Source organism: Paenibacillus sp. JCM 9796 (assembly GCF_055379675.1).
Genome location: NZ_AP043723.1, coordinates 3,775,824 through 3,798,334 on the forward strand (window position 1 = coordinate 3,775,824; position 22,511 = coordinate 3,798,334).

At 57.3% G+C, this 22,511-nt stretch carries 21 protein-coding genes; 12 read left to right on the plus strand and 9 right to left on the minus strand.

Going from position 1 to position 22,511, the window contains the following annotated elements; all coding sequences use genetic code 11:
• The first annotated feature begins 3 nt into the window (after nt 1-3).
• The 6 genes from ACZ439_RS18285 (at nt 4) to yunB (ending at nt 6,895) form a co-directional block, all read left to right on the plus strand.
• Entirely contained in the window at nt 4-1,275 is a 1,272-nt protein-coding gene (locus tag ACZ439_RS18285) for an efflux RND transporter periplasmic adaptor subunit (RefSeq protein WP_141335370.1), read from the plus strand.
• A 20-nt stretch (nt 1,276-1,295) separates the two neighbouring features.
• On the plus strand, nt 1,296-3,023 hold the full coding sequence (locus tag ACZ439_RS18290) for a DUF4352 domain-containing protein (protein WP_054800173.1): 1,728 nt from the start codon (nt 1,296-1,298) through the stop codon (nt 3,021-3,023).
• 161 nt (nt 3,024-3,184) lie between these two features.
• On the plus strand, nt 3,185-4,432 hold the full coding sequence (locus ACZ439_RS18295) for a DUF445 domain-containing protein (RefSeq protein ID WP_464620015.1): 1,248 nt from the start codon (nt 3,185-3,187) through the stop codon (nt 4,430-4,432).
• 277 nt (nt 4,433-4,709) lie between these two features.
• Entirely contained in the window at nt 4,710-5,582 is an 873-nt protein-coding gene (locus ACZ439_RS18300) for a hypothetical protein (RefSeq protein ID WP_054800176.1), read from the plus strand.
• A 93-nt stretch (nt 5,583-5,675) separates the two neighbouring features.
• Nucleotides 5,676-6,035 (plus strand): ArsR/SmtB family transcription factor, encoded by a 360-nt coding sequence (locus ACZ439_RS18305; protein WP_054796364.1) that lies wholly within the window; start codon nt 5,676-5,678, stop codon nt 6,033-6,035.
• A gap of 92 nt (nt 6,036-6,127) precedes the next feature.
• Nucleotides 6,128-6,895: a sporulation protein YunB gene (gene yunB, locus ACZ439_RS18310; RefSeq protein ID WP_236595799.1), complete on the plus strand. Its 768-nt coding sequence runs from the start codon at nt 6,128-6,130 to the stop codon at nt 6,893-6,895.
• 176 nt (nt 6,896-7,071) lie between these two features.
• Here yunB and ACZ439_RS18315 read toward each other — a convergent pair whose 3' ends face one another.
• Nucleotides 7,072-8,130 (minus strand): M23 family metallopeptidase, encoded by a 1,059-nt coding sequence (locus ACZ439_RS18315; protein WP_464620016.1) that lies wholly within the window; start codon nt 8,128-8,130, stop codon nt 7,072-7,074.
• A 127-nt stretch (nt 8,131-8,257) separates the two neighbouring features.
• Between ACZ439_RS18315 and larC2 the strand changes: the two genes are divergently transcribed.
• Nucleotides 8,258-8,734 (plus strand): nickel pincer cofactor biosynthesis protein LarC2, encoded by a 477-nt coding sequence (larC2, locus tag ACZ439_RS18320; RefSeq protein ID WP_054796339.1) that lies wholly within the window; start codon nt 8,258-8,260, stop codon nt 8,732-8,734.
• Nucleotides 8,735-8,920: 186 nt separating this feature from the next.
• Here the strand turns inward: larC2 and larC are convergent, their stop codons facing one another.
• Together larC and larB are read right to left on the minus strand one after the other, a co-directional pair.
• Nucleotides 8,921-10,024: a nickel pincer cofactor biosynthesis protein LarC gene (larC, locus tag ACZ439_RS18325; protein WP_464620017.1), complete on the minus strand. Its 1,104-nt coding sequence runs from the start codon at nt 10,022-10,024 to the stop codon at nt 8,921-8,923.
• Nucleotides 10,021-10,899, minus strand: coding sequence for a nickel pincer cofactor biosynthesis protein LarB (gene larB, locus ACZ439_RS18330; RefSeq protein ID WP_464620018.1), 879 nt, complete (start codon nt 10,897-10,899; stop codon nt 10,021-10,023). The genes larC and larB overlap by 4 nt, the downstream gene beginning before the upstream one ends.
• Nucleotides 10,900-11,057: 158 nt before the next feature.
• Here larB and lipA point away from each other — a divergent pair, with 158 nt between their 5' ends.
• Complete coding sequence (lipA, locus tag ACZ439_RS18335) at nt 11,058-11,933, plus strand: lipoyl synthase (RefSeq protein ID WP_127604989.1); 876 nt, start codon at nt 11,058-11,060, stop codon at nt 11,931-11,933.
• 19 nt (nt 11,934-11,952) lie between these two features.
• Nucleotides 11,953-12,777, plus strand: a complete 825-nt coding sequence (locus ACZ439_RS18340) for a YutD family protein (RefSeq protein ID WP_127604987.1) — start codon at nt 11,953-11,955, stop codon at nt 12,775-12,777.
• A 51-nt stretch (nt 12,778-12,828) separates the two neighbouring features.
• On the opposite strand, the gene ACZ439_RS18345 is transcribed toward ACZ439_RS18340, so the two are convergent.
• The 4 genes from ACZ439_RS18345 to ylbJ all read right to left on the minus strand — a co-directional run bounded on the left by ACZ439_RS18345 (nt 12,829) and on the right by ylbJ (nt 18,313).
• The gene (locus tag ACZ439_RS18345) at nt 12,829-13,641 is read right to left on the minus strand and encodes an NAD kinase (RefSeq protein ID WP_127604985.1); all 813 of its coding nucleotides are present in this window, start codon (nt 13,639-13,641) and stop codon (nt 12,829-12,831) included.
• 221 nt (nt 13,642-13,862) lie between these two features.
• Nucleotides 13,863-14,351, minus strand: a complete 489-nt coding sequence (locus ACZ439_RS18350) for a zinc ribbon domain-containing protein (RefSeq protein WP_307720663.1) — start codon at nt 14,349-14,351, stop codon at nt 13,863-13,865.
• Nucleotides 14,352-14,421: 70 nt separating this feature from the next.
• A complete protein-coding gene (gene glgP / locus ACZ439_RS18355; RefSeq protein ID WP_464620019.1) occupies nt 14,422-17,022 on the minus strand; it encodes an alpha-glucan family phosphorylase in 2,601 nt (866 codons plus the stop codon).
• Between the two features lie 40 nt (nt 17,023-17,062).
• Nucleotides 17,063-18,313 (minus strand): sporulation integral membrane protein YlbJ, encoded by a 1,251-nt coding sequence (gene ylbJ, locus ACZ439_RS18360; RefSeq protein ID WP_464620020.1) that lies wholly within the window; start codon nt 18,311-18,313, stop codon nt 17,063-17,065.
• A gap of 459 nt (nt 18,314-18,772) precedes the next feature.
• On the opposite strand from ylbJ, the gene ACZ439_RS18365 reads away from it, so the two are divergent.
• Both ACZ439_RS18365 and ACZ439_RS18370 read left to right on the plus strand, forming a co-directional pair.
• Nucleotides 18,773-19,135: a globin domain-containing protein gene (locus ACZ439_RS18365; protein ID WP_054796367.1), complete on the plus strand. Its 363-nt coding sequence runs from the start codon at nt 18,773-18,775 to the stop codon at nt 19,133-19,135.
• A gap of 32 nt (nt 19,136-19,167) precedes the next feature.
• Nucleotides 19,168-19,866 (plus strand): DUF2225 domain-containing protein, encoded by a 699-nt coding sequence (locus ACZ439_RS18370; protein WP_054799839.1) that lies wholly within the window; start codon nt 19,168-19,170, stop codon nt 19,864-19,866.
• A 133-nt stretch (nt 19,867-19,999) separates the two neighbouring features.
• On the opposite strand, the gene ACZ439_RS18375 is transcribed toward ACZ439_RS18370, so the two are convergent.
• Together ACZ439_RS18375 and ACZ439_RS18380 are read right to left on the minus strand one after the other, a co-directional pair.
• Nucleotides 20,000-20,254 carry a hypothetical protein gene (locus ACZ439_RS18375; protein WP_054796341.1) on the minus strand — a complete coding sequence of 85 codons (255 nt, stop codon included), beginning with the start codon at nt 20,252-20,254 and terminating at the stop codon, nt 20,000-20,002.
• A gap of 9 nt (nt 20,255-20,263) precedes the next feature.
• Nucleotides 20,264-20,455 carry a YycC family protein gene (locus tag ACZ439_RS18380; protein ID WP_054796342.1) on the minus strand — a complete coding sequence of 64 codons (192 nt, stop codon included), beginning with the start codon at nt 20,453-20,455 and terminating at the stop codon, nt 20,264-20,266.
• 210 nt (nt 20,456-20,665) lie between these two features.
• Here ACZ439_RS18380 and ACZ439_RS18385 point away from each other — a divergent pair, with 210 nt between their 5' ends.
• The gene (locus tag ACZ439_RS18385) at nt 20,666-22,456 is read left to right on the plus strand and encodes a M3 family oligoendopeptidase (RefSeq protein WP_464620021.1); all 1,791 of its coding nucleotides are present in this window, start codon (nt 20,666-20,668) and stop codon (nt 22,454-22,456) included.
• Nucleotides 22,457-22,511 lie beyond the last annotated feature (55 nt).

Genomic DNA, 22,511 nt, shown 5'->3' on the forward strand with positions numbered 1-22,511 from the left:
GAGATGAGAAAGGTTAGTGCGGACAACAATAGAGCGTTGAAAAGTCGCTCCGTCGGCGTGCTGGTCGTTGCAGCGGCGATTGCCGTTACGGCGGTCGGCTGCTCCGTTCCGGGGCAAGGAGCGGGTGCGGCGGAAGCGCAGCTCCAGGTACGGGCGGTCCGAACGGAGGCGGTCGTGAAACACGACATCGGACAACCTGTCGAGCAAGTCGCTGACGTTGTGGCGCTGAACGTGTTGGATATCCTGCCGAAGGCAAGCGGCGAGGTGCTGGAAGTGCTGCGCAAGCGCGGCGAGTTCGTGGAGAAGGGCGATGTGCTGTTTCGGATCGACAGCCGCGATGCGGAGTCGGCGAAGCGGAAGAGCGAGCTGGCGCTCAGCAGCGCGCTGGAATCGCTGCAGAAGGCGAAGGACGACCGGGTCAACAACCGCAAGGATTTGGCCGATGCGGTGACGCGGGCGGAAGTGGCACTGAACAATGCGGAGCAGGATTACAATAAAATGCGCAACGATTTCGACGCCGGGAAAGTGACGCAGCATCAGGTTGATCAGTCCAAGCAGCAGGTGGATAACGCGCGGATGAGCTTGGAGTCGGCACGGAGCAAGCTGGCGGCGAACGACAATTCCAATACGATCGCTTCGATCGAGACGCAGGCGGAATCGGCGCGTATTTCCCTGGAAGACGCGACGCGGAATTTGGACAATTACAGCGTGAAGGCGCCGGCGAGCGGGCTCCTGACCGATTTTAACGTCGTGGCGGGACAGACGGTTTCGATGAATGGGGGCAAGGTCGGCCAAGTGCAGCAGATCGATCCGGTCAAAATCAAAACCGAGCTGTCGGAAACGAATTACCAGCTGGTGAAAAACAAGCAGCAGCTTACGTATTACAGCCCGGACGCTCCGGACAAAAAAGGGACCGCCGCCATCAGCTACCTGGCGCCGGTCATGAGCGCCCAGAACAAGACGTTCACGCTGGAACTCGAGGTGCCGAACGCAGACGGCGCGCTCCAGCCAGGCGCCCGCGTCATGGTTCAGCTGACATCGGATGCCGAGCAGCAAGTCGTTGCCGTTCCGACCTTAAGCATCGTGCGCGAAGAGTCCGCGACGTACGTATTTGTACAGCAAGGCGATCAATACCAGAAGCGCCAAGTCAAGCTCGGCCGCATTAACGGCTCCTATCAAGAGGTGCTGGAAGGCGTGAAAGAAGGCGATCAGCTGGTCGTCACAGGACAACACACGTTGAAGGACGGACAACAGGCAGACACTTCCAAATCATAAAGCGAGGAGAGAAATCTAGCATGAGAAAAAGAACCCCTTGGAAAACCGGCATAACCGCCGCGGCGCTTGCCGCGATCCTGGTGCAAGCCAGCGTTCCCGCGCTGGCCGCAGACGCGCAGACTTCCGTCGTATCCGCTCCTTCCGTTAATTACGGCTTGACGAGCGACATCCGCGCCGCATTGAAAGGCGTCTCCGTCGAATCGACGGCGCAAGGCTTGCAGCTGGCGGCCGTCGTCCGGCTATATAATGGCGGAACCGTCCAAAACCGCGTGCCCGAGCATGAGCTTCGCATACGTCAAGCGGACGGCTTGACGTATACGCTAAAGCCCAGCGCCACGAACAAAACGGCGCTGCAGCCGAAGGAGATCGGCGAGCTCGTCTATATGGCTACCGTCGACAGCAAGGCCGAGTTCAAGCCTGCCGACCTGTCTTTGGTGAATGTGAACGAATACACGTATCCGAAGCAGGAAACGACGCTGCTGACGCTGCCGGCCGCAGACCAGGTATGGTACGGGGCGGGCTCGGAGAACGGGCGGCAGCGCGAATCGCTCGCCTGGGGGACAACCTTCCGCATCCCCGGTTTAAACTCGGAGCTGGTGTATACGCCGGTCGGCTTGTCCAAGCAAAGCACGGCCCAGGGGAACGCAGATGTCGTCACTTTGCTGGTTGAGAACCCGGGCGTCGGCAAAGAGACGGTGCCGAGCTTCCGTATCGACGGCCGCGCGGCCGCAAAGACGTATACGGGCGCTTTCACGGACAAGCAGCCCGTCGTTGTGGAAGCCGGCGCGAAGGCGTACGTACATATCGCGATTCCGTACGAGAACGGCTCCGCACTGACGGAATTGTTCGTCATGACGACGGATACGTTTACGCAAGCGGGTAACCCGGCGACGCAGATTGCCATCGATACAGGGCGGCTGAAGCTGGCATTGCCGGACGGAGGGCAGGCTGACCGTCTTCCTGACGCTTATACGCTCGGAACCCCGATTGCCTTCGATCCGCTGACGAAGGTCGTCGATGCGCAAACGGAAGTATCGCTGATGGAGCTGCATTTGCACGAAAATCCCGACGAAGGCTACCAGACGGTTGTCGGCAAGTTCAAGATTACGAACAAGGGCAGTATACCGGCGGCGCTGCCGGCGTTCCAGACGCAGCTCGTGAGCGGCACGGGCGCAACTTATGCCGGATCGAGGCAAGCCAATGTTGCGGAGACGCTTAATCCGGGTCTGAGCTACGTGATCAGCTACTCGTTTAACGTGCCGCAGTCGGAGAAAGGTGACGCACTGACGCTGAAGCTGCTCGATGCGCAAACCGCTTCGCCGTACGTAAGCACAGCGGCTTCGTTAGCGACGTCGGTACAGCAGGAGACGATCGAAGAGCGTCTCGACCTGTATCCGTTCGACGTTAAGCTGAACTACTACACGATCTCCGCCGCGACGACAGGCGCGCAGACGATTGCGTACACGTATAAAGTGCTGCTTGATCTCGATATCGCGCAAGCGGAGGACGTGGTCGCCGACGCCAATTCTTCGAAGCTGCGGTTTGAGGTCGTCGATACGCTGGGTCGCATTCTGGGCTCTACGGACGGCGTGTTCACGGGCACGAACAAGCTGGTAAGCGGCAGACAAACCTTGACGTTCGCCAACATCAAGAGCGAGCAGCTTGAGTTCCCGGTAACCGTGAACGTGTACGAAGTCATCCAAACGCCGGGCGGCGAAGCGAAACGTCTGCTCAAGACGCTGCGTTAAGCTGCGCATAGGATGAAACGGACGGACGAAAGCCACGGCCGTTGGCATACCGCCTGAGGCAGTGGCCGGAAGAGCGTGCGTTTGGCAATTCTCGACATGAAATGCTATACTCTAGACAAATTTATGTCACCCGAGTTGAAGGGAAGGAGTTGACCATTGTCATGAGTGGAAAGGCCAAATATACCGCAGGGGTCTCATTGATTGTTATGTTCATCGGCTTTGTAGCCACGATTCCGTGGGATTCGATTGCCTGGGTGCGGTTCATACAGAGCGGATTCGAAGCGGGCCTGGTTGGAGGACTGGCTGATTGGTTCGCCGTCACGGCATTGTTCCGGCATCCGCTCGGTATCCCGATTCCGCATACGGCGCTGCTTCCGAAAAATCGCGAGCGTGTGACGCAGGCGCTGATTTCCATCGTAGAGAACGAGCTGCTCAGCAAGGAGAGCTTGACCCGGAAGCTGGAATCGCTGCAGATCGGCCGTCGGCTGCTCGAGCTGATCGAGCGGAAGCTCGGCACGACGGAAGCGAAAGCGGCGCTGATCCGCTTGATCGAGACGGTGCTGGAGCAAATTCCGTGGGACGAAGCGGCTCGTTTGGCGGATCGGGAAATCAGGCGGCAGGCCGGCTCGTTGAACGTGCCGGAGCTGCTGCAAACCGGCGTAAGCTATGCCATCGAGCGGCAATACGACGAGAAAGCGGTGAATGGGCTGCTTGATGTCGTATACGATCTGGTCAGCCGGACGGACACGCGAGACTGGCTGGGCGCGCTTGCCGTGAACGCCGTTTCGCAGATGAACACGGGAGGCTTTATGTCGTTCGCGATGAACGCATTCGCGGGGTTTGTCAGCGAGGAGAAGCTGGGAGGGATCATTCAGGAACAGCTGCTGCGGGAAATCGTCCGGTTGAAGAACGGGCAGGATTCGAACCGCCGGTGGATCGTGGGCGAGCTGCGCGCCTATGCCCAGTCGTTCGGTAAGAGCGAGGAGCAGCGCGAAGCGCTTGAGGCGTGGAAGACCGAGCTGCTCGGCGGCCTGGATTTAACCGATAAGGCGGCGCAGGCGCTCGGCGATATCCGCGGACGTCTCGCAGTTTTTATCCGCGAAGAACGGTTTGCGGACGAATACTTGATTCCGTATTTAATCCGTGCGATCCACAACCTTAAAGCGGATTCGGACAGCATGCAGACCATGGAGCAATTCATCCGCTCGGGACTGACTCAGTGGATCGGCGAAAATCACCACCAAATCGGGAAGCTGATCAAGGAGAACGTCGACCGCTTCGATAACGCGACCCTGATCGAAATGATGGAAGACAAGATCGGACAAGATTTGCAGTGGATTCGCGTGAACGGGGCGATTTGCGGGTTCTTCATCGGGCTTATTTTGGCGGCCATTCAAGAGTTCGTCTAAAGCTGCGGCGAGCCTGGGGCTGTTAACGCCGGTGCCGCTTGCATGTCCGCTCCGTGCGTCCGACCGCCCGGCAATAATGTCAACCTCGCTGATAAAGACCATGTATTCCAACAAACACCGCCGCCGCGATCGCCTCGCTTGCCGTACCGGTATTCGTTTACCGCCGTCATACCCGAGGCCGCGGCGGCTTTTCCGTTTCCGCTTCATCGGAGGAGGGCTGGCGGATAGTTTGAATACCATATGGGGGTATGGTATTATTGGCTTGAGGTGAACGATGATGAAAACCAAACCACGTACGATTTTTATCGCGGCGGCTCTCGTGACCGTTTTGCTTCTTGCGGGCTGCGGGACTGGAGGCAAGCAGACGGCGGCTGATCACGGCGGACAAGCGGAGCCGACAACCGGCGGCGGGCACGCAGGGCACGATAGCCATGCGAGCGGCGGCAGCTCAGAGAGCTCCGCTGCGTTGCAGGCGGAATGGAAGCTGTCGAAGGAAAAGCCCGCGGCAGGCGAGACGGCGCAGGTTACAGTACAAATTCGTGATGCGGACGGCAAGCCCGTCGAGAAGTTCGATGTCAACCATGAGAAGCTCATGCATCTGATCGTCGTCAGCAAGGACTTGTCTCACTTTGCACATCTGCATCCGGATTACAGGCAGAACGGTTTGTTCCAAGCGGACGTCCCATTTCCTACGGACGGCGAATACAAGCTGATCGCGGACTTTATTCCGGCGGGAGGGACTGCACGGACCGAGACCCATTGGGTTGCCGCAGGCAGCGGAGCGGGATCGCCGTCGGCGTTGCAGCCTGATGCGAGCCTGGTCAAGACCGTGGACGGCAAGGAAGTGGCGCTGACCTTCGACAAGCTGAAGGCCGGGCAAGAGACGACGATGACGTTTACGATCAAGGACGCCCAGTCCAAGGCTCCGATTACGAACTTGCAGCCGTACCTTGGCGCTGTCGGTCACGTTGTCGTCATTAGCGGCGACGCGGAGCAGTACCTTCACAATCATCCGCTGGATGAAAGTGCGAAGGGGCCGAATGCGGCTTTCGCTACGACGTTCCCGAAGGCGGGTTTGTATAAAATTTGGGGCCAGTTCCAGCACGAAGGGCGCGTATTCACGGTGCCGTTCACGATAAACGTACCGTAAGCAGAGCGAGCTTGATCGGTTTGCGCCGTTTTCTGCTATAATGGAAATCAAGCGGAAGCTTGTACTGTGCGGAAAAGGGCGGTGATACCCGTGATAAACAAGCTGCAGGACCAGTGCGATGAGACATGCGAGGGAACATTGCATATCGCCGAGCTGAAGCAGCAGCTCATCTCCGAATCGACGGCGGCGGGGCTGGCGGATATTTTCAAGGCGCTGGGGGACCCGACCCGGGTCAAAATCATTCATACGCTGCTGCAGCAGGAACTCTGCGTCCATGATTTGACGCTTGTGCTGGAGATGGGGCAATCGGCTGTCTCCCATCAGCTCAGGTATTTGCGCAATTTGCGAATCGTCAAGCGCCGCAAGGTCGGCAAGACGGTGTTTTATTCGCTCGACGACGAGCATATCGAACAAATTTTTGTCCAGATGCTGCAGCACATGAAGCACGAGTAAGCCCGCCGAAGGCGGGCTCTTCTTTTTTACGGCCTGGCCGCATATGCTGGTAGAAGCATAGGCCGTCCGCGGCCGGGAAAGGGGGAACCCCGGTGCTGTTGAGGCGCAGATGGAGAAGCGGTCCCTCGGGCAAGAGCAAGCTGCGGCGTCATATCGCAATCGTTAGTGTCGTGCTGCTCCTGCTCATGATTCAATTTTATATGTACATTGATCGAAGCCTGGTGCCTCCGCTCGTGCATTTGGCTACGGTGCGCATGAAGCAGGTGGCTACCGAATCGATTAATGCAGCCATATCGGACCGCATCGCGCAAAATACGAACTTCGAGAAACTAATCGATTGGAAGACGGACCGGAACGGTAAAATTACAGGTTTTATGCTGAACTACGCCGAGCATATGAGAATATCAGCGGACACGATTCAAATCGTACAGAAGCGGTTGGACGAAATCGGGGAGCTGCCGGATCACATTCCGCTCGGGCAGGCGATGAAAAGCCCGATTCTCGCTTCCTTCGGGCCGGAAATTCCGATTAGACTCGTACCGGCGGCTGCGGCGAAGGTAGACTTGAACACCCGCTACCAGAACGCCGGGATCAACATGATCTTAGTGGAAGTGTACATTAAAGTCCGCGTGGAGGTAACCGTCATCATCCCGTTCGATTCGCAAACGGAGGTGGTGGAGACGGAGCTGCCGGTCTCGTATTCGCTTGTCGTCGGCGATGTGCCGACGTATTATTTCGACGGCAAAGGCAACCCGCTCGGACAGACCAACCCGATGCCGCCCGGCGTCGCGTTGCCGGAGTTGAACATGCAGCCGGGCAAGGGGATGCCATCGAAGGAAGAGGCCGCGGCGGAGGGATAACCGTCCGGAGAAGAGCGAGTGAAGGGGCTGTGCGCAAAACCGGTTTTGGAATTTCGAAGTCCCATGCCAAAGAACCTTCATCTCCACGTTGACCGTGGTTATGAAGGTTCTTTGCTTTGTCTTGTCCGGCCCGGGTTCGGTTGCAGTCTTTCGATTCTTTACGCGGACGGAACGGCTTACTTCTTGCGGCGCAGACGCTCTTCGCGTTCCCACTTCCGCAAATAGGGATACGGGTCGAACGACCAGTCCGTCAGTCCGTTATCCCGATACAACCCGTAGTGCAGATGGGGAGGGAATTTTCCGGAGGTGCCGGGCTTGCCGTAGCCGGAGCTGCCGACCCAGCCAATGACTTGTCCGGGTTTCACGACTTCCCCTTCCTTCACTTCTTTTTTGTTAAACCCGGACAAATGGGCGAAGTAATGATATACATTATTTAAATCACGAATACCGATCCGCCAGCCGCCGTACGGATTCCAGCCCATCACTTCGACGATGCCGTAGGTGGCGCTTCGCACAGGTACGCCGTAACCCGCGAACAAATCGGTCCCTTCGTGGATCCTGTACCCGCCCCAGCCGCGGCTCGCTCCCCAGGTGCTGCGGTACGCATAATCGCTGCTGAGCGGCATGACGAAGCGATGTTCGTGCAGGTCCAACGTATCGAATTTGGCGTAAATCCGGGCAAATTGCTGGATCCGCTGTACACTGCGCGAGTTCTGATAATAATCCCACAAGCCGATGCGCAGGTCTTCATCCGAGCTGCCGCGCTTTAATAAGAAGGTTGCCATGGCATGCAGCCGGTCCAGATCGTTCGAACGGTCGGCGAGGTTATCCCCGGAACCGTCTTTGCCCATGCCTCCGAACAAGATAATGCTCTGCGGGTTCCGGTCTTCGTGATCGGGATTCAGCATGCCGCCCCACTGCAAATCCGTAAAATAAATCGCGACCGTTCCGTCCGGGGCCGGTCTTTTTTTGGCAAGATTGATCGTTCGTTCGTATTGATCCACAGCAGCCAGGTAATACCAGGGGATTCCAGTCAACGCGCTTGTTTTGTCAAAAAGGTCTTTTCGCTCTGCAAATACGGCCTTCATATTCGCCACAGCTTTGTTTTTGGCTGTATTGGTAGCCGGAGGCGCCGCTGCATGCGCAGATGAGCCCGGATCGAAATTCCATACCGCAGTTGCGAGTAAGGTGCTGCACATCCACATTGAGAACTTCCGCGTTAAAGATGCTGCCATTAAAATAGCTACCTCCTAATCACGTACGGTGAAGCTCTACGCTCGCTTCAATAACGTTAGCTTGTGCCGCGGATTGTCTTTTTATCCCGCAATAAGTTTGATATGATGCTATGGGAGGGATGCGCATATGTCTTTTAATCACCGGGACGAGCATGTGGACGACGGGATGCTGCTGCTGCAGGCGAATTTGGACGATATGAACCCGGAGTGGTGCTCCTACATTACCGACTTGCTGCTGGAAGCGGGAGCTAACGACGTTTACTGGATTCCGATTATTATGAAAAAGGGACGTCCCGGCGTGATGCTGAACGTTTTCGTGGATGAATGCAAAACTGGAGACATGGAAGCCATTATTTTCGCCGAGACGACGACGCTCGGGCTTCGATATATGCGGGCCAGCTGTCATAGGCTCGGCCGCGAGTTTATCGCCGTGGATACGCGGTGGGGGACGGTGCAGGTGAAGGCCGGCTTTCATCAGGGTAAGATGGTGCAGTTCGCCCCAGAATTCAAGGAGTGCGAGCAGGCGGCGAGGAAGCATCAGGTGCCGCTAAAGCAGGTGTATGACGAGGTGCGCCGTTTGTTTCTGGAAACGTACGGGGAATAAGCTTGAAGCTTTTCCCATAAGTTAGGGGATAGCGAATCCGCTCTCGGTTCCCTGACGGGAACGAAGGAGGAAGTGGAACAAACACGAACAGGCTGAGGCAGCCTGTTCGTGTTTGTTTTAGGCGCGGACGCCTTGCCCCTTATCTTTCCCGCAATCGGCCGGATCAGACTTCAGAGCCTTTGCCCACTAATGCTGGTGAGAATTCAGGCGTTGCGTGGAATCTCCGTTCACCCCATTGCCCGCCCGGGCTGCGCCAAGAACAGGGCCGCTCTCGTGCAATTTATGAGGGGGGTCTTGGGGATGGTCCCGGTGCAGGTGCATGCGCACCTGTTCTTGATGATGCTCGTGATGGTGATGATGATCATGCTCGTGCTCGTGTTTGGCGTTGTGTCCGTCATGATCATGCTGATGATGCTCATGATGATGGTGATGATCGTCATGACTATGGCGGTGATGCCCGTGGTCATGATCATGCTGATGGTGGTGCTCGTGATGATGGTGGTTATGCCCGTGCTCGTGATGGATCTCATCGTGGTGCACGCGCCACTTGTTCAGGTAAGGGTCCGCTTGTCCGACGACCGCACGCAGTACGTTCGGCTGATTCGGCAAGTCGCGGGTGCCCGCGCCGTAACCGATCGATTCCACGATCATCGGCGGAAGGCCTTTGGCGAATTCGTCCACCACTCCAGCGATAATACCGGCGCCGGTCGGCGTCGTCATTTCGAGCGAATAGGCGGTCGGCGCGATCGGCAGCCCGCGCATCATTTCGAGAGTGGCGGGAGCGGGCACGGGATAAATGCCGTGATCGCAATGGACCGTGCCAGAGCCAAGCGGAACGGCGGAAGACAATATTTTCTCGATGCCGAGCGAGTCGACAGCCAGCGCTACGCCAACAACATCGGCGATGGAATCGATGGCGCCCACTTCGTGAAAATGCACGCGATCGATCGGAATATCGTGAATTTTGGCCTCGGCGATGGCGATTTTCTCGAAGATGGCAAGGCTCAGCTTGACCGTTCGCTCCGAAAACCCGGCTTGTTCGATGATGCTGACGATTTCAGAATAATGGCGATGATGCTTGGGAGGCGTATGCGGATCGAGCAGCACGTCCAGCTTTAGTGCGGAGATGCCGCGTTTGTTCACCCGCTTCCATTCAAGCGTAAATGGCTCCACTTGAATTTTGCGCAATTCTTCTTCAATATAATGGCGATCCGCCCCGGCGTCGACCAAGGCTCCTAACGTCATATCGCCGCTGATGCCGGAGAAGCAGTCCAAGTATAAAATTTTCATCGGTCATCCCTCTTTGTCTGGTTCTTTATGATCAAGGCTGCGTTGTAACCGGCGCCAAATCCGTTGTCGATATTCACGACCGAGATGCCGGGCGCGCAGGCGTTCAGCATGGAAAGCAGAGCGGCCACGCCTTGGAAGCTGGCGCCGTAGCCGATGCTTGTCGGCACGGCGATGACCGGCACGGCGACAAGACCGCCGAGCACGCTGGCCAGCGCGCCTTCCATCCCGGCGACGACGACGACAGCGTCGGCCCCTCGAATAAGCGGGAGCCGGCGGAATAGCCGGTGAATGCCGGCAACCCCGACATCGTAGACGCGCTCCACGCGGGTGCCGAAGCATTCGGCGGTCACGGCAGCTTCTTCGGCGACAGGCACGTCGCTCGTTCCTGCGCAGACAACCGCGATGTAAGGCGCCGCGCCGGAAGCGTCCGGCGTTTGTCCGCCGCGCAGCCACGTTAAGGCGCGCGCTTCGGCGCGGTAGACCGCGCCCGGGAACCGCTCCAGCACGGCGGCTGCTTTGTCTGCGCTAACGCGGGTGGCGAGCACCCGATCGCTATGCGCGGACAGCCGCTCCATAATGGCTGCAATCTGCTCCGCGGACTTGCCTTCACCGTAAATGACCTCGGGAAACCCCGTCCGTTCAGCCCGGTGCAAATCAAGCTGCGCGTAGCCTAGCGTATCGTCGATACCGGGCACTCCCGGCGCTTGCCCCAAGACCGCTTCGCGCGCGTCCGTCTGTCGGCCGGCATGCGCTGCTGCGCCCGCCGGCCGCTCCGCCGAAAGCTGCTCGCGTTCTTCCTCTAGCAGCCGTTTCGCTTCCGCGACGTCCAGATCGCCGGACTGAACCAGCTTCAATATATGATCCATGTTCATCATATGAGCAAATCCTCCCCGGGAAACACTCATCTTAGTGTAGCATATTTCGAAATCGAACGAAATTCGCGGGATGGATTGTTGCGCCATTCATGATATAATAACTTCAATAAACATTATTAGTAATGTTCGGATTCCAGCAGAGGAAAGTAGGGATAACGATGGCGACACCGTCGATTGAGCGAAAACCGGAATGGTTAAAAATTAAATTAGCCAACGGCGATTCTTATAAAGAACTGAAAAATATGATGCGCACCAAAACGCTCCACACCGTATGCGAAGAAGCCAAATGTCCAAATATTCACGAATGCTGGGCGAACCGGACGGCGACGTTTATGATCCTGGGGGACATTTGTACGCGGGCTTGCCGATTTTGCGCCGTCAAAACAGGCTTGCCGACCGAGCTGGACTTGCAGGAGCCGGAACGGGTAGCCGAGGCTGCCGAGCAAATGGGCCTTCGCCACGTCGTAGTGACATCCGTTGCAAGAGACGACTTGAAGGACGGCGGAGCCTCCATCTTCGCCGCAACGATTCGAGCGCTGCGCGCGCGTCTGCCGTTATCCGGCGTCGAAGTGCTGATCCCGGATTTTCAGGGGGATGAGGAAGCGCTGCGGACGGTACTTGAAGCGAAACCGAACATTTTGAATCATAACGTGGAGACGGTGGAGCGGTTGTCCGATAAAGTAAGAGCGAAGGCAAAATACGGCCGCTCGCTCGAGCTGCTGGAACGGTCGAAGCGAATCGCGCCGGACATCCCGACCAAGTCGAGCATTATGCTGGGCGTCGGTGAAACGTGGGACGAGATCCTGCGGACGATGGACGATTTGCGCGCCATCAACTGCGACATCATGACCATCGGCCAATATTTGCAGCCGAGCCCGCAGCATTTGCCCGTGACGACCTATTACACGCCCGAGCAATTCGCCGAGTTGAAGGCGGAAGGCATGAAGCGCGGATTCAGCCATGTGGAGTCCGGCCCGCTTGTACGCAGTTCATATCACGCCCATGATCAGGTCAAATCAGCCCAGCAGTCGTAACCTTAAGGAGGCACGCTCCGTGATCCAAATTTCCAACAAAACCTATGAAGTGTTCGTCGATCATAAGAACGGCTGGCGTCCCGAGGCGTTCCGCGAGCGGTATAGCGAAGTGCTGGACCGGTACGATTACATTGTCGGGGACTGGGGATACAGCCAGCTTCGGCTGCGTGGTTTTTTCAAAGACAACCATCCGAAAGCGACGAAGGACACGGTCATCTCCACGATTGAAGATTACTTAAACGAATATTGCAACTTTGGCTGCGCTTATTTCATCCTTGAGAAAACCGGAACCCGGGAAATCCCTCCGTCGGAGCAAGGCGGCGATGAAGAAGGGGCGGCGCAAGAGGAAGGGGAACCGGCACAGGACGCCGGCGAGCAGCAGTCTGTTCCGGCCGGGCAGGAGCGCAGGGAGCAAGCGCCGACGCGGCATAACACGCACGCTGCCCGCGCCGAGACGAAGCAGGAGCATGCGCGTTCGTCCTCTCCAGGCGGCGGCCGCAATCACGGCCGAGGACAGCAGCAGGAATCGTCCGGCAAGCAAGGCGGTTCGCATCAAGGAACTTCTAAGCCGCAAAGCGGTTCTCATTTCCGCGGGAAAGACGGCAAGCCGGGGGCGTCGAAAGGCCCGAACGCGCAAGGCTCGCCGCGCAATGACCGTAACGATCGACCTGATCGCAGCGACCGTCAGGACCGCAACGAGCAAGGGGGACGTGCGCAAGGCGGCAACAACCAGGGCCAGGGTCAAGGTAACCAGGGTCAAGGTAACCAGGGTCAAGGTAACAAGTCGAACCGCAATCACGGCCATCACAGCCAGAAGCCGAAGCCGGAATCGTCCCGCGTGTAGGCTGAAAATCATGCAAGAAGCCCCGCCAATCGGCGGGGCTTCTTGCATGATTTAGATCATGTCGTATCCAATAAACGCCTCACGAACGCGGCTCCAGAACGGGAACGGGCGGAAGCGGGCGAACTTTACTTTTTTTCCGGCGGCTACCATGCTTCGGATCGACACAATATCATTGCGCTGCATGTATACATGATCGAGCGAGAGCACAATATTTTGCCGGGGGCGGGGATAAATGTCGCAATGGTGATGCTTCGGCAGCAGGATCGGCGAGCCGAGCGTCCGGAAGACACGGTTGTTGATGGAGGCGATTTCCGCGATCTGAATCGTGTCGAGCGACGGATGGATGATGGCGCCCCCGAGACTTTTATTGTAAGCGGTGCTGCCCGACGGAGTCGAGATGCAGATGCCGTCGCCGCGGAACGTTTCGAGCAGCTCGTCGTTGATGTGCAGCTCGGCCACCAAGGTGGCATCGACGCCCTTCAACGTAAATTCGTTCAGCGCCAGCTCGGTCTCAATGCCCTGCTGTGTCGTGATTTGAATTTCCACCAGCGGGTATTTGACCACCCTCAAATCGTTCTGCCGGGCGCTTTCTCCCATCAACTGCGCAAGCAGTTCGACCTCGTCCGGCTTCCAATCGGCGAAAAATCCGAGACGCCCCGTATGTATACCGACAAACGCGATATGATCGAGCTGTTCTTTGTACCGATGGAAGGCGTGAAGCAGCGTGCCGTCTCCGCCGATCGAGAGGACGATATCCGGATTCGTTTCCTCGTGAACCAATCCGTTCCGCTGTATGAGATCGTGAAACGTATTCATCAATTGGATCGAGACTTCGTCGCCGCGGTGAACCACATTGTATTTCAACTGGTTGTCCTCCTCAAGGCTTTCGTTAGAAAGCCACTTCGTAAGCATAAGCAAGGCTTTCGTTAGAAAGCCACTTCGTAAGCATAAGCAAGGCTTTCGTCATAAAGCCGCATCGTAAGCATAGCTCCATCCATCATAATCAATCTTGTCAAATAATACAATGCCGCCCCCGTCAAAAGGGGCGGCATGCCGGGAACGGCCCGGCGCTGCAGCCACTCCTTTTAAACCGATTCGCCGCACTTCGGGCAATAACGATAGCTGGCTTCGATTTTATCGCCGCAATACGGGCAGAAGCTTTTGCCTCCGCTGTCTGCGCTTCGATCCGCTGATTCATTTCCCCTTGACGCCCGTGGGGGGCGTCCCGCGAACCGATCCAGCGGATCGGGCTCGCGGTCGGCATCGACGATGTCAAAAGTCGACATGCGATTGCGGCCGGTCGCGTTCTTGAAGTGGTAGACGGCTTGCACGATGCCGAATCCGATAAAGACGAACCCGAACAGCGGAAAGACGATACCGACAAGCGGAAACGGCGCATCGCGAGTGATCGAGAACGCCATAATCGTCCAGAATATACCGAAGATAACGGCAAACAAGCTGCCGGCTGCTCCCATCGCGGAAGGGCCGCGTCCCGGTTTTATGCTTTTCATCGTATCGCCCCAATCGCTGGAAATCGTATCCTTCGGTTTTACATACGGATGTTGCCGCCGCAAAGTTGCAATCCTGACAGAAACGCGCAGCAAGAAGAAGCCGCCCCGGGATAACAGGACGGCTTCCTATCGGCTAATACGCTTTGACCAAGGGCAGCTCGAAGCGGTGGGTGAAATTGGCGCTTACCGGATGAACGCGTACGGAAAAGTGCGAGCCGTGGCGGAGATGCGACGGAATGACCGCACGGTAAACGATCGTGTTCTCGTTAAGATGACGGGTCGGCTCCATGACGACGACGACCTGCCGCCAGCCATCGGGCTGTTCTTCGTAATAGACGAGCTCTACGGCCGTGTCGCGGTACCACATCGGCCCGAAGTGCACCGTGGCGGTGGCTTCCTTTGTCGGCGCCATGCTCGGGACGGGCTGCCTGCCGGTCGTAAGGCCGTCGTTAACCTCGAGCACGCGGACGTGCTGCCAATTGCTCCGCACAAACTTCTTATAGTCGGCGACCTTTGTCGCCTCCTCGTAATGGTTGCTTACGAAACGCTGCGTCCGCACAAGCGAGGGAACATAGGTGCCGTTCGTATAATCCATCACCATCCGGTCCGTATTGTAGACCGGCGACAAGGTGCGGATCGAATGCTTCATCCGATCGACCCACGGGGACGGGAACTCGCCCTGACTGTAATAAAGCGGCACGATTTCATGCTCCAGGACGTGGTACAACGACTGTGTATTTTCCCGATCTTGCGTCTCCGGGTCCGACTTGTCATTGGAATGGATGCTCCAGCCGTTGGTGCCGTCGTAACCTTCCTCCCACCAGCCGTCCAGCACGCTGAAATTGAGAACGCCGTTCATCGCTGCCTTCTGGCCGCTGGTACCGCTGGCTTCGTACGGGCGGCGCGGGTTGTTCAACCAGACGTCGACGCCCTGGACAAGGACGCGGGCGAGGTTGATATCGTAATTTTCCAGGATGACGATTTTGCCGCGGAATCGATCCATCTGCGACACTTGATAAATGTCCCGGATCATGTCCTGTCCGGGCTGATCGGCCGGATGCGCCTTCCCGGCGAATATGAACTGCAAGGGGCGCTCGGGATTGTTGACGAGCCGGTCCAACCGGTTCAAATCGTTAAACAGGAGACGGGCCCGTTTATAGGTCGCAAACCGGCGCGCGAACCCGACGGTCAGCGCTTGCTCGGACAAATAGCCGTCCACTTCCGCAAGCTTATCGGCGGGTAGGCTGCTGCGTCTGCGCTGTTCGCGAAGGTTGTCGCGCGCCAGCCCGATCAGCCTCTTCTTCAACCCGCTGTGAATGTTCCAGAGCGACTCGTTGGGCACGATCTGCAGCGAGCTCCACATGTCCGGGTCGGTCTGATGCTGCTGCCAGCCGCCGGGAAAAAAGCGGTTAAATAGCGCCTTCAGCTCCGGAGCCAGCCACGTGTTCAGATGCACGCCATTCGTAATGTGCCCGATCGGCACTTCATTCACATCAATGTCCCCGTGGAACTCCCGGAACATCTCGCGGGACACATGCCCGTGCAGCTTGCTGACGCCATTGCGCAGCGCAGCGGTGTTCATCGCAAGATGCGTCATATTGAAAGCCTGCTTGCGCTCGTCGAATCCGAGACGGGTGAAATCGTGCCGGAAGCCCGGATAGTCCGCAAACAGCTTGCTGAAATAGTAGTCGAACATCGGAAGCGGGAACGCGTCGTGTCCGGCCGGCACCGGCGTATGCGTAGTGAAGACGGTGCCGGCGCGAACGACCTCGAGCGCCACGTGGAAGGGCAGCCCCTGATCCAACTGTTCCCGCAGCCGTTCGAAAGAGAGGAACGCCGCATGGCCTTCATTGATATGATACGCCCCGGTCGGGATTCCAAGCGCCCGCAGCGCCCGGATGCCGCCTACGCCAAGGAGCACCTCCTGCGCGATCCGGATATCCTGGTTACCGCCGTACAGCTGTCCGGTCAGCTCGCGGTCCCAGGGACTGTTATCTGGCAGATCGGCGTCGAGCAAATAGACAGGTATGCGGCCCACCTGGACTTGCCAAACCTTTAGACGCACCGTACGGTCCGCCACCGGTACCGTGATGTACAGCTCCTCGGGAGCCGTTTCAGTCGCAGCGTCCGGGGATGACGACGGCTCCTCGCATTCCTGCGAGGACTCGGAATCGAGCGCATACGCCGGGCCGATCGGCAGCTTCATGAAGTCGTAGACGACGTTCTCGGCTTGTTGTCCGCCCCGGTTATCGATTTTTTGATTGAAATAACCTTTCTTATACAACAGGCCGATGCCGACGAGCGGCACACCCAAATCGCTTGCCGATTTGCAATGATCCCCGGCAAGCACGCCGAGCCCCCCGGAGTAGATCGGCAGCAATTCGTGAAAGCCGAATTCCGCCGAGAAGTAAGCGACCGCTTGATGAACGTGCTGCGGGTATTGCCGCTCGAACCAGGTCTGCCTCTCCATATAGTCGTCGTACTGCTGGATAACCGCCTGGTAGCGCCTTAGGAAATCGCCATTCCCGGCGAGCCGTTCCAGCTTTTCGTTCGGAGCCTCGATGAGCAGACGCATAGGGTTGTGCTGACACTGGTCCCACAAGGTCGCATCGATCTCGGCAAACAGCGACTTGGCGCTGTCGTTCCAGCTGTACCACAGGTTGTGAGCAAGCTCGGATAATCGGACAAGGGCCGCAGGCAGCGGGATTTGACGTGCACGGAACAACGTATGCATCAGGTCACCTCAATCTAAATTTTGGATATACCGTATGAACTTAAGTTCGGATCCGCTTCATACATCTTCGGGCGAAGAGGAAGCAGGCGGACAGCAGCAGCATGATGACAAGGGAAACCGTAAAAGCCGTCAGCGCCGCCGGCAGCGTATGCCGGAACCAGGTCGCGAGCGGCTGCGTCACGTCTACGGTGGAGTAAGCGGACGGCTCGAACGTCGCGGGAACGGCGGCCAGCGGCTCCCAGAGGAGCAGGACCAGGGCGGCCGCCAGCAAGCCGTGCACGAACCGCGCGAATAAGAACGGCGTGTAGCGAAACGGCGTGCGGTGAAGCACGCTGACGATTTGCGCATGAACGGACAGCCCTGCCCACGAGAGCACCCAGGCCGCAATCGCCGCTTTGTACATGGGCGGAATGCCGATTGCGCTGCCGGCCTCTTTGGCTCCTAGCGTCACCTCGAAAAATCCGTTCACGACGGCTTCTGCCAAGACGGAGGGAATGCCTGCGCCCTGCAGCACGGTTTGCACCCCCGTATAAATGAACGACATCACGCCTGCGGACGCCAGTACTTCCATGACGACGGAGAAAAACACGACCAAGCCTCCGATGACGAACGATAATTGGAGACCCGAGGATAAAGCTTGCGTCAGCATGACGCCAAGCGTTCGTCCGTCCTGCAATCTAGCCGTGTGCATCGCCCGAAACGATTGCTTCCATATACCTATCCGACTGACCTTGGGGGCTTTTGCCTCCCGGATCTGAACGCCATGACCCGCCCTCGGCTTGCCATGAAACCGCATCATCAAACCGACGAGAACGGCTGAGCCGTAATGGGCGGCGGCGAGCAGCCCGGCAAGCGACGGGCTGTGAAAGAAGCCGACCGATACGGCGCCGATCAGAAAGATCGGATCCGACGACGTCGTAAACGCGACAAGCCGTTCGCCTTCCTCGCGGGTAACGATACGCTGATCCCACAGCTGGCTCGTCAGCCGGGCGCCGATCGGATACCCGGAGGCAAAACCCATCGCCATCACGAAGCCCCCGATCCCGGGCACGCGAAATAGCGGCCGCATCATCGGATCGAGCAGCGTCCCGAAGAAATGCACAATGCCGATGCCGAGCATCATCTCGGAGATGACGAAGAACGGAAACAGTGCGGGAAAGAGCACATCCCACCAGATGGCAATGCCCTTGATGGACGCCCGAAAAGACGGTTCCGGAAAGATCAGCATCATACTGGCTAACAGGACGGCGGCGAGTGCGGCGAGCTGCAGGCCGGGATTTGTTTTGCGCAAAAAAGTCACTTCCTCTCCAAAGAGCCTGTCATTCTGGTATATGACGAGCTTCCCGGAGACATGCTCCTGAATGGAAGATATAGGCATGCAAAAATTAAAGAGAGTGCTTTCAAAAATGCTGTTTGTTTATTTTTTTTATGGTACAATGGTACTAATATGAGAATGGGAGTGATCCTTATGATGGGCGTTATTGCTGGAATTCTCGTATGTGCATTTGTATATGTCATCAGGGAGACCTTAATGACCTCTGGTGAAGAAGACGCCTAAGTTGAAACGGCCGTTGCTGTGTTTACCGGTCAACGCGCCGAGTGGGATAGGATTCGAATGACGATGCTAAAGCGCATGCATTAGCATCTTTTTTTGTTGACTGACATCGCGCCCCCTTTGTAAGACAAGGACGGTGCCGCCGATTATCTTAGGGTTAAGGAGCTGATTGCTTTGACGCATGAACGAGAATCGATGACGATATATGAAGCGATGGGCGGGGTGGAAGGCATTCGCCGAATCGTCGAAGCCTTCTATCCGAAGGTTCAGGCCCACCCGCTGATCGGCCCGTTATTTCCTGACAATATTAGGCCGGTGATGGAGAGGCAAACTTTATTTTTAAGTCAATTTTTCGGCGGACCGCCGCTGTATTCGGAACAATACGGCCATCCGATGATGCGCGCCCGCCACCTCCCTTTCCCCATTACCGAAGAGCGAGCGGAAGCGTGGCTCGGCTGCATGGCGTTAGCGCTTGAAGAAACCGGCATGGAGCCGCAGCTGCGGCGCGCCGTGCTGGAACGGCTGAAGGGGCCTGCCTATCATTTTGTGAACAGCTGAATGTCATATGCCGATTAAAGGAAGTGTATGAAATGATGGAGCCTCTATTCCAAGCAAAAGTCCAATGCCCCCAGTGCGATGCGGAATTCAGAACGTCTCGGGTAAGGCCGAGCTTCAAGAAGTCGATCAAGTCCGACACGGACTTTTGCCTGCATTATAAAGATCTGAATCCCGATTATTACGTCGTGCGGATTTGTCCGTTTTGCGGCTTCGCCGGCACCGAAAATTCGAAGGAGCACCTCACGCTTCAGCAGAAGAACGCTTTTAAGGAGAAGATCGGCGCCAAGTGGTCGTACAAAGACTGCGGCGGCGAACGTCAATGGGATGATGCATTATATGCTTTTAAGCTGGCGCTCGTATGCGCGCAGGCGGTGAATGAAAAAGGGCGGGTCACCGCCTCATTGCTCCACCATATTGCCTGGTTGTATCGGCATCAGGGAAACGAGGAGCAGGAGAAACGGTTCCTTCAATACGCGCTTGAGGAGTATATCCGGACGTTTGAGACGGAAGCTTCCGAGATGAACAACGCCAGGCTCATGTATTTAATCGGAGAGCTGCATCGGCGCTTGAAAAATTTCAATCAAGCGGTCAAGTGGTTCGCACGCGTCGTGAACGACAAACAGATTATGGATGCCGGCATGATTCGGGCTTGCCGGGAGCAGTGGCAGGCCGTACGGGAGGAAATGCAGGAGCAAAAGCTTCAGCTGGAAGAAGATGTCCAAGAATTATAGACTCCGTATGTAAGCTGCACTAACAAACAAACGCTTAAAGGGAATTCGCTGCCGGGCCGGGGAGGCGGGAAACGAATTTGCTTTAAGCGTTTTGTTATGCCATTTGCAGGAATTAGCGCCCGCTTGTCTGCTGTTATGTCGATTTCGGGCGGTCGCCGCGGCGAAGCGGCCGGCTCGCCAGCAAATAGTCCGAATCGGCATCGACGAGTGTCAGCCGATTGCGGCAGCAGGGGAATACGAGCAGCTTCTTGACGCGGTCTTGAAGCTCCTGCATGTCCCTCGCTTTAAGCGGCAGCAGGACGTTCTCCGCTTGGCAGAACGGGCAGTTTTGCACGTAGATGTCCTGACCGAACCGGTCGTAAGGCCATGTATTTTCGAAAGGTATCATCGTTTTCGGTTACTCCGATTTCGGCTTTTCTTGAGCTTCGGCGGCGGTGCCGGTTTTGCTATCCGCTTCCGCAGATTTGGCCAGCTCGGCCAGCTTTTGCAGCAAAATATGCTGCGGCATATGCATCAGGTGCTCCAGCGGCACGTTCAACTGTTTGGCCAGCTTTTGTGCCGTTTCCGGAGAAATTTGCAGCGGTCTCATCTTCCGAAATCAACTCCCATTCGTACATCTATAGTCTCCATTTAAACATATCCAGGACCTGCATTCAACAAGAAACCATCCCGGAAGGGCGGGGGCCTGCGCCTCTTGACGCACCCGTCCGAACAATAGAGCTCCATTTGGGCTGGACGTCAAATTATGGTTTAATGGAAAAAGAAGTATATCCCTTATTGGAAGGTGCGGTGTTCACTCATGCAAAGTCCTTTGCCTCAAACCTGGGATTTGGAGCGTTTTTTTGCCGGAGGCAGTCAATCGGAGGCGTTTGCCCGCTTTCTGCGTCAGCTGGAGACGAATATCGCGGCGCTGCGTACCGCGCTGAAGGAGCTGCGCGTGCCGAACACGGCCGAGGAAGCGACGGCGCTGCTGCCGACGCTTGCGCTGCTGCAGAAAGCGGCGCTCGCATTGCGCGAAGCGGACTCGTTCACGGCCTGCTTGGCCGCCGCTAACCAGAACGATAAGACGGCCGTCATGCTGGCAGGTAAAGTGAAGGCGATTGGGGCGGAGTACGCCTCCGCGCAAACGCATTTCGACGACCTGCTGACGCGTATAGGGGAGGAGGCCTGGCAGGCATTGCTGGCGCATCCGGAAACGGCGGAAATCCGTTATCCGCTCGTAGAGCGCAAGCTGCTTGCGGCCGACAAGCTGCCGCCGGAGCAGGAGGCGCTTGTCAACGATTTGGCCGTTGACGGGTATCACGGCTGGGGCGAGTCGTATAACACGACCGTCAGCAAGTTCCGCGTTCCGTATGAGGAGAACGGCGAAGTGCTTCAGCTGTCGGCCGGTCAGGCGGCCAACCGGATGCACAGCCCCGACCGGAAGGTGCGGCAGAAGCTGTTCCGTTCATGGGAGGAGCAGTGGGCCGAGCATGCGGATTATTGCGCCGACGCGCTGAATCATTTGGGCGGGTTCCGGCTGAAGCTGTACGAGCGCCGAGGCTGGGAGGACATTCACAAGGAGCCGCTTGCGATCAACCGGATGACGAAGGAAACGCTCGATGCGATGTGGGGCGTCATCGAGGGCGGTAAAGATATCTTCGTCCGTTATCTGGAGCGGAAAGCGAAGCTGCTCGGCATTCCGAAGCTGAGCTGGTACGATGTCGACGCGCCAGTCGGCGAAGGCAGCCTGGAGTTCAGCTATGATGAAGGCGCCCAGCTGATCGTCGAGCAGTTCCGCCGCTTCAGCCCGCGGATGGCTGATTTTGCGGAGAGGGCGTTCGAGAACCGCTGGATCGAAGCGGAGGATCGTCCCGGCAAGCGGCCGGGCGGGTTTTGTACGTCGTTCCCGATCGCCGAAGAAACCCGGATCTTCATGACTTACGCCGGCACGGCCTCCAATGTGGCGACGCTGGCGCATGAGCTGGGCCACGGGTACCACCAGCACGTCATGAACGATTTGCCGGCGCTTGCACAGGAGTACGCGATGAACGTGGCCGAGACGGCCTCGACGTTCGCGGAGATGGTCGTCGCCGACGCGGCGGTGAAGGCCGCGTCAAGCGAGGCTGAGCGGATTACGCTGCTGGAGGATAAAATACAGCGATCCGTCGCGTTCTATATGAACATCCATGCGCGATTTATATTCGAGACGAATTTCTACGAGGAGCGGCGCCGGGGGCTGGTCGGGATCGAGCGCTTGAACGAGCTGATGACGGCGGCGCAGAAGCAGGCGTTTTGTGAGGCACTCGAGGAATATCATCCTCATTTTTGGGCGTCGAAGCTGCATTTTTACATCACCGAGGTACCGTTCTACAATTTCCCGTATACGTTCGGTTATATGTTCAGCACCGGCTTGTACGCCGAGGCGCTCCGCCGGGGAGCTGCGTTCGAGGACCAGTATGTGGCGCTCCTGCGCGATACCGGCCGGATGACCGTGGAAGAGCTGGCGCGTAAACATTTGGGCGTCGACCTGACGAAGCCGGACTTCTGGCAGCAGGCGCTGGATCTGTCGGTCGCCGACGTGCATGAATTTCTGCGCTTGACGGAATAAGACCGTTCGACCGTTCGACCGTTCGGTGTACAAGGAAAGAGGCTGACCCTGCGGC

Coding starts and splice junctions, on each gene's coding strand:
- ACZ439_RS18295 (WP_464620015.1), top strand. CDS start 3,185: ATGAGTGGAAAGGCCAAATATACCGCAGGGGTCTCATTGATTGTTATG.
- larC (WP_464620017.1), bottom strand. CDS start 10,024: ATGAAAATTTTATACTTGGACTGCTTCTCCGGCATCAGCGGCGATATG.
- ACZ439_RS18300 (WP_054800176.1), top strand. CDS start 4,710: ATGAAAACCAAACCACGTACGATTTTTATCGCGGCGGCTCTCGTGACC.
- larB (WP_464620018.1), bottom strand. CDS start 10,899: ATGATGAACATGGATCATATATTGAAGCTGGTTCAGTCCGGCGATCTG.
- larC2 (WP_054796339.1), top strand. CDS start 8,258: ATGTCTTTTAATCACCGGGACGAGCATGTGGACGACGGGATGCTGCTG.
- ACZ439_RS18375 (WP_054796341.1), bottom strand. CDS start 20,254: ATGATACCTTTCGAAAATACATGGCCTTACGACCGGTTCGGTCAGGAC.
- ACZ439_RS18385 (WP_464620021.1), top strand. CDS start 20,666: ATGCAAAGTCCTTTGCCTCAAACCTGGGATTTGGAGCGTTTTTTTGCC.
- ACZ439_RS18380 (WP_054796342.1), bottom strand. CDS start 20,455: ATGAGACCGCTGCAAATTTCTCCGGAAACGGCACAAAAGCTGGCCAAA.
- lipA (WP_127604989.1), top strand. CDS start 11,058: ATGGCGACACCGTCGATTGAGCGAAAACCGGAATGGTTAAAAATTAAA.
- ACZ439_RS18315 (WP_464620016.1), bottom strand. CDS start 8,130: ATGGCAGCATCTTTAACGCGGAAGTTCTCAATGTGGATGTGCAGCACC.
- glgP (WP_464620019.1), bottom strand. CDS start 17,022: ATGCATACGTTGTTCCGTGCACGTCAAATCCCGCTGCCTGCGGCCCTT.
- ACZ439_RS18365 (WP_054796367.1), top strand. CDS start 18,773: ATGACGATATATGAAGCGATGGGCGGGGTGGAAGGCATTCGCCGAATC.
- ACZ439_RS18285 (WP_141335370.1), top strand. CDS start 4: ATGAGAAAGGTTAGTGCGGACAACAATAGAGCGTTGAAAAGTCGCTCC.
- ACZ439_RS18370 (WP_054799839.1), top strand. CDS start 19,168: ATGATGGAGCCTCTATTCCAAGCAAAAGTCCAATGCCCCCAGTGCGAT.
- ACZ439_RS18290 (WP_054800173.1), top strand. CDS start 1,296: ATGAGAAAAAGAACCCCTTGGAAAACCGGCATAACCGCCGCGGCGCTT.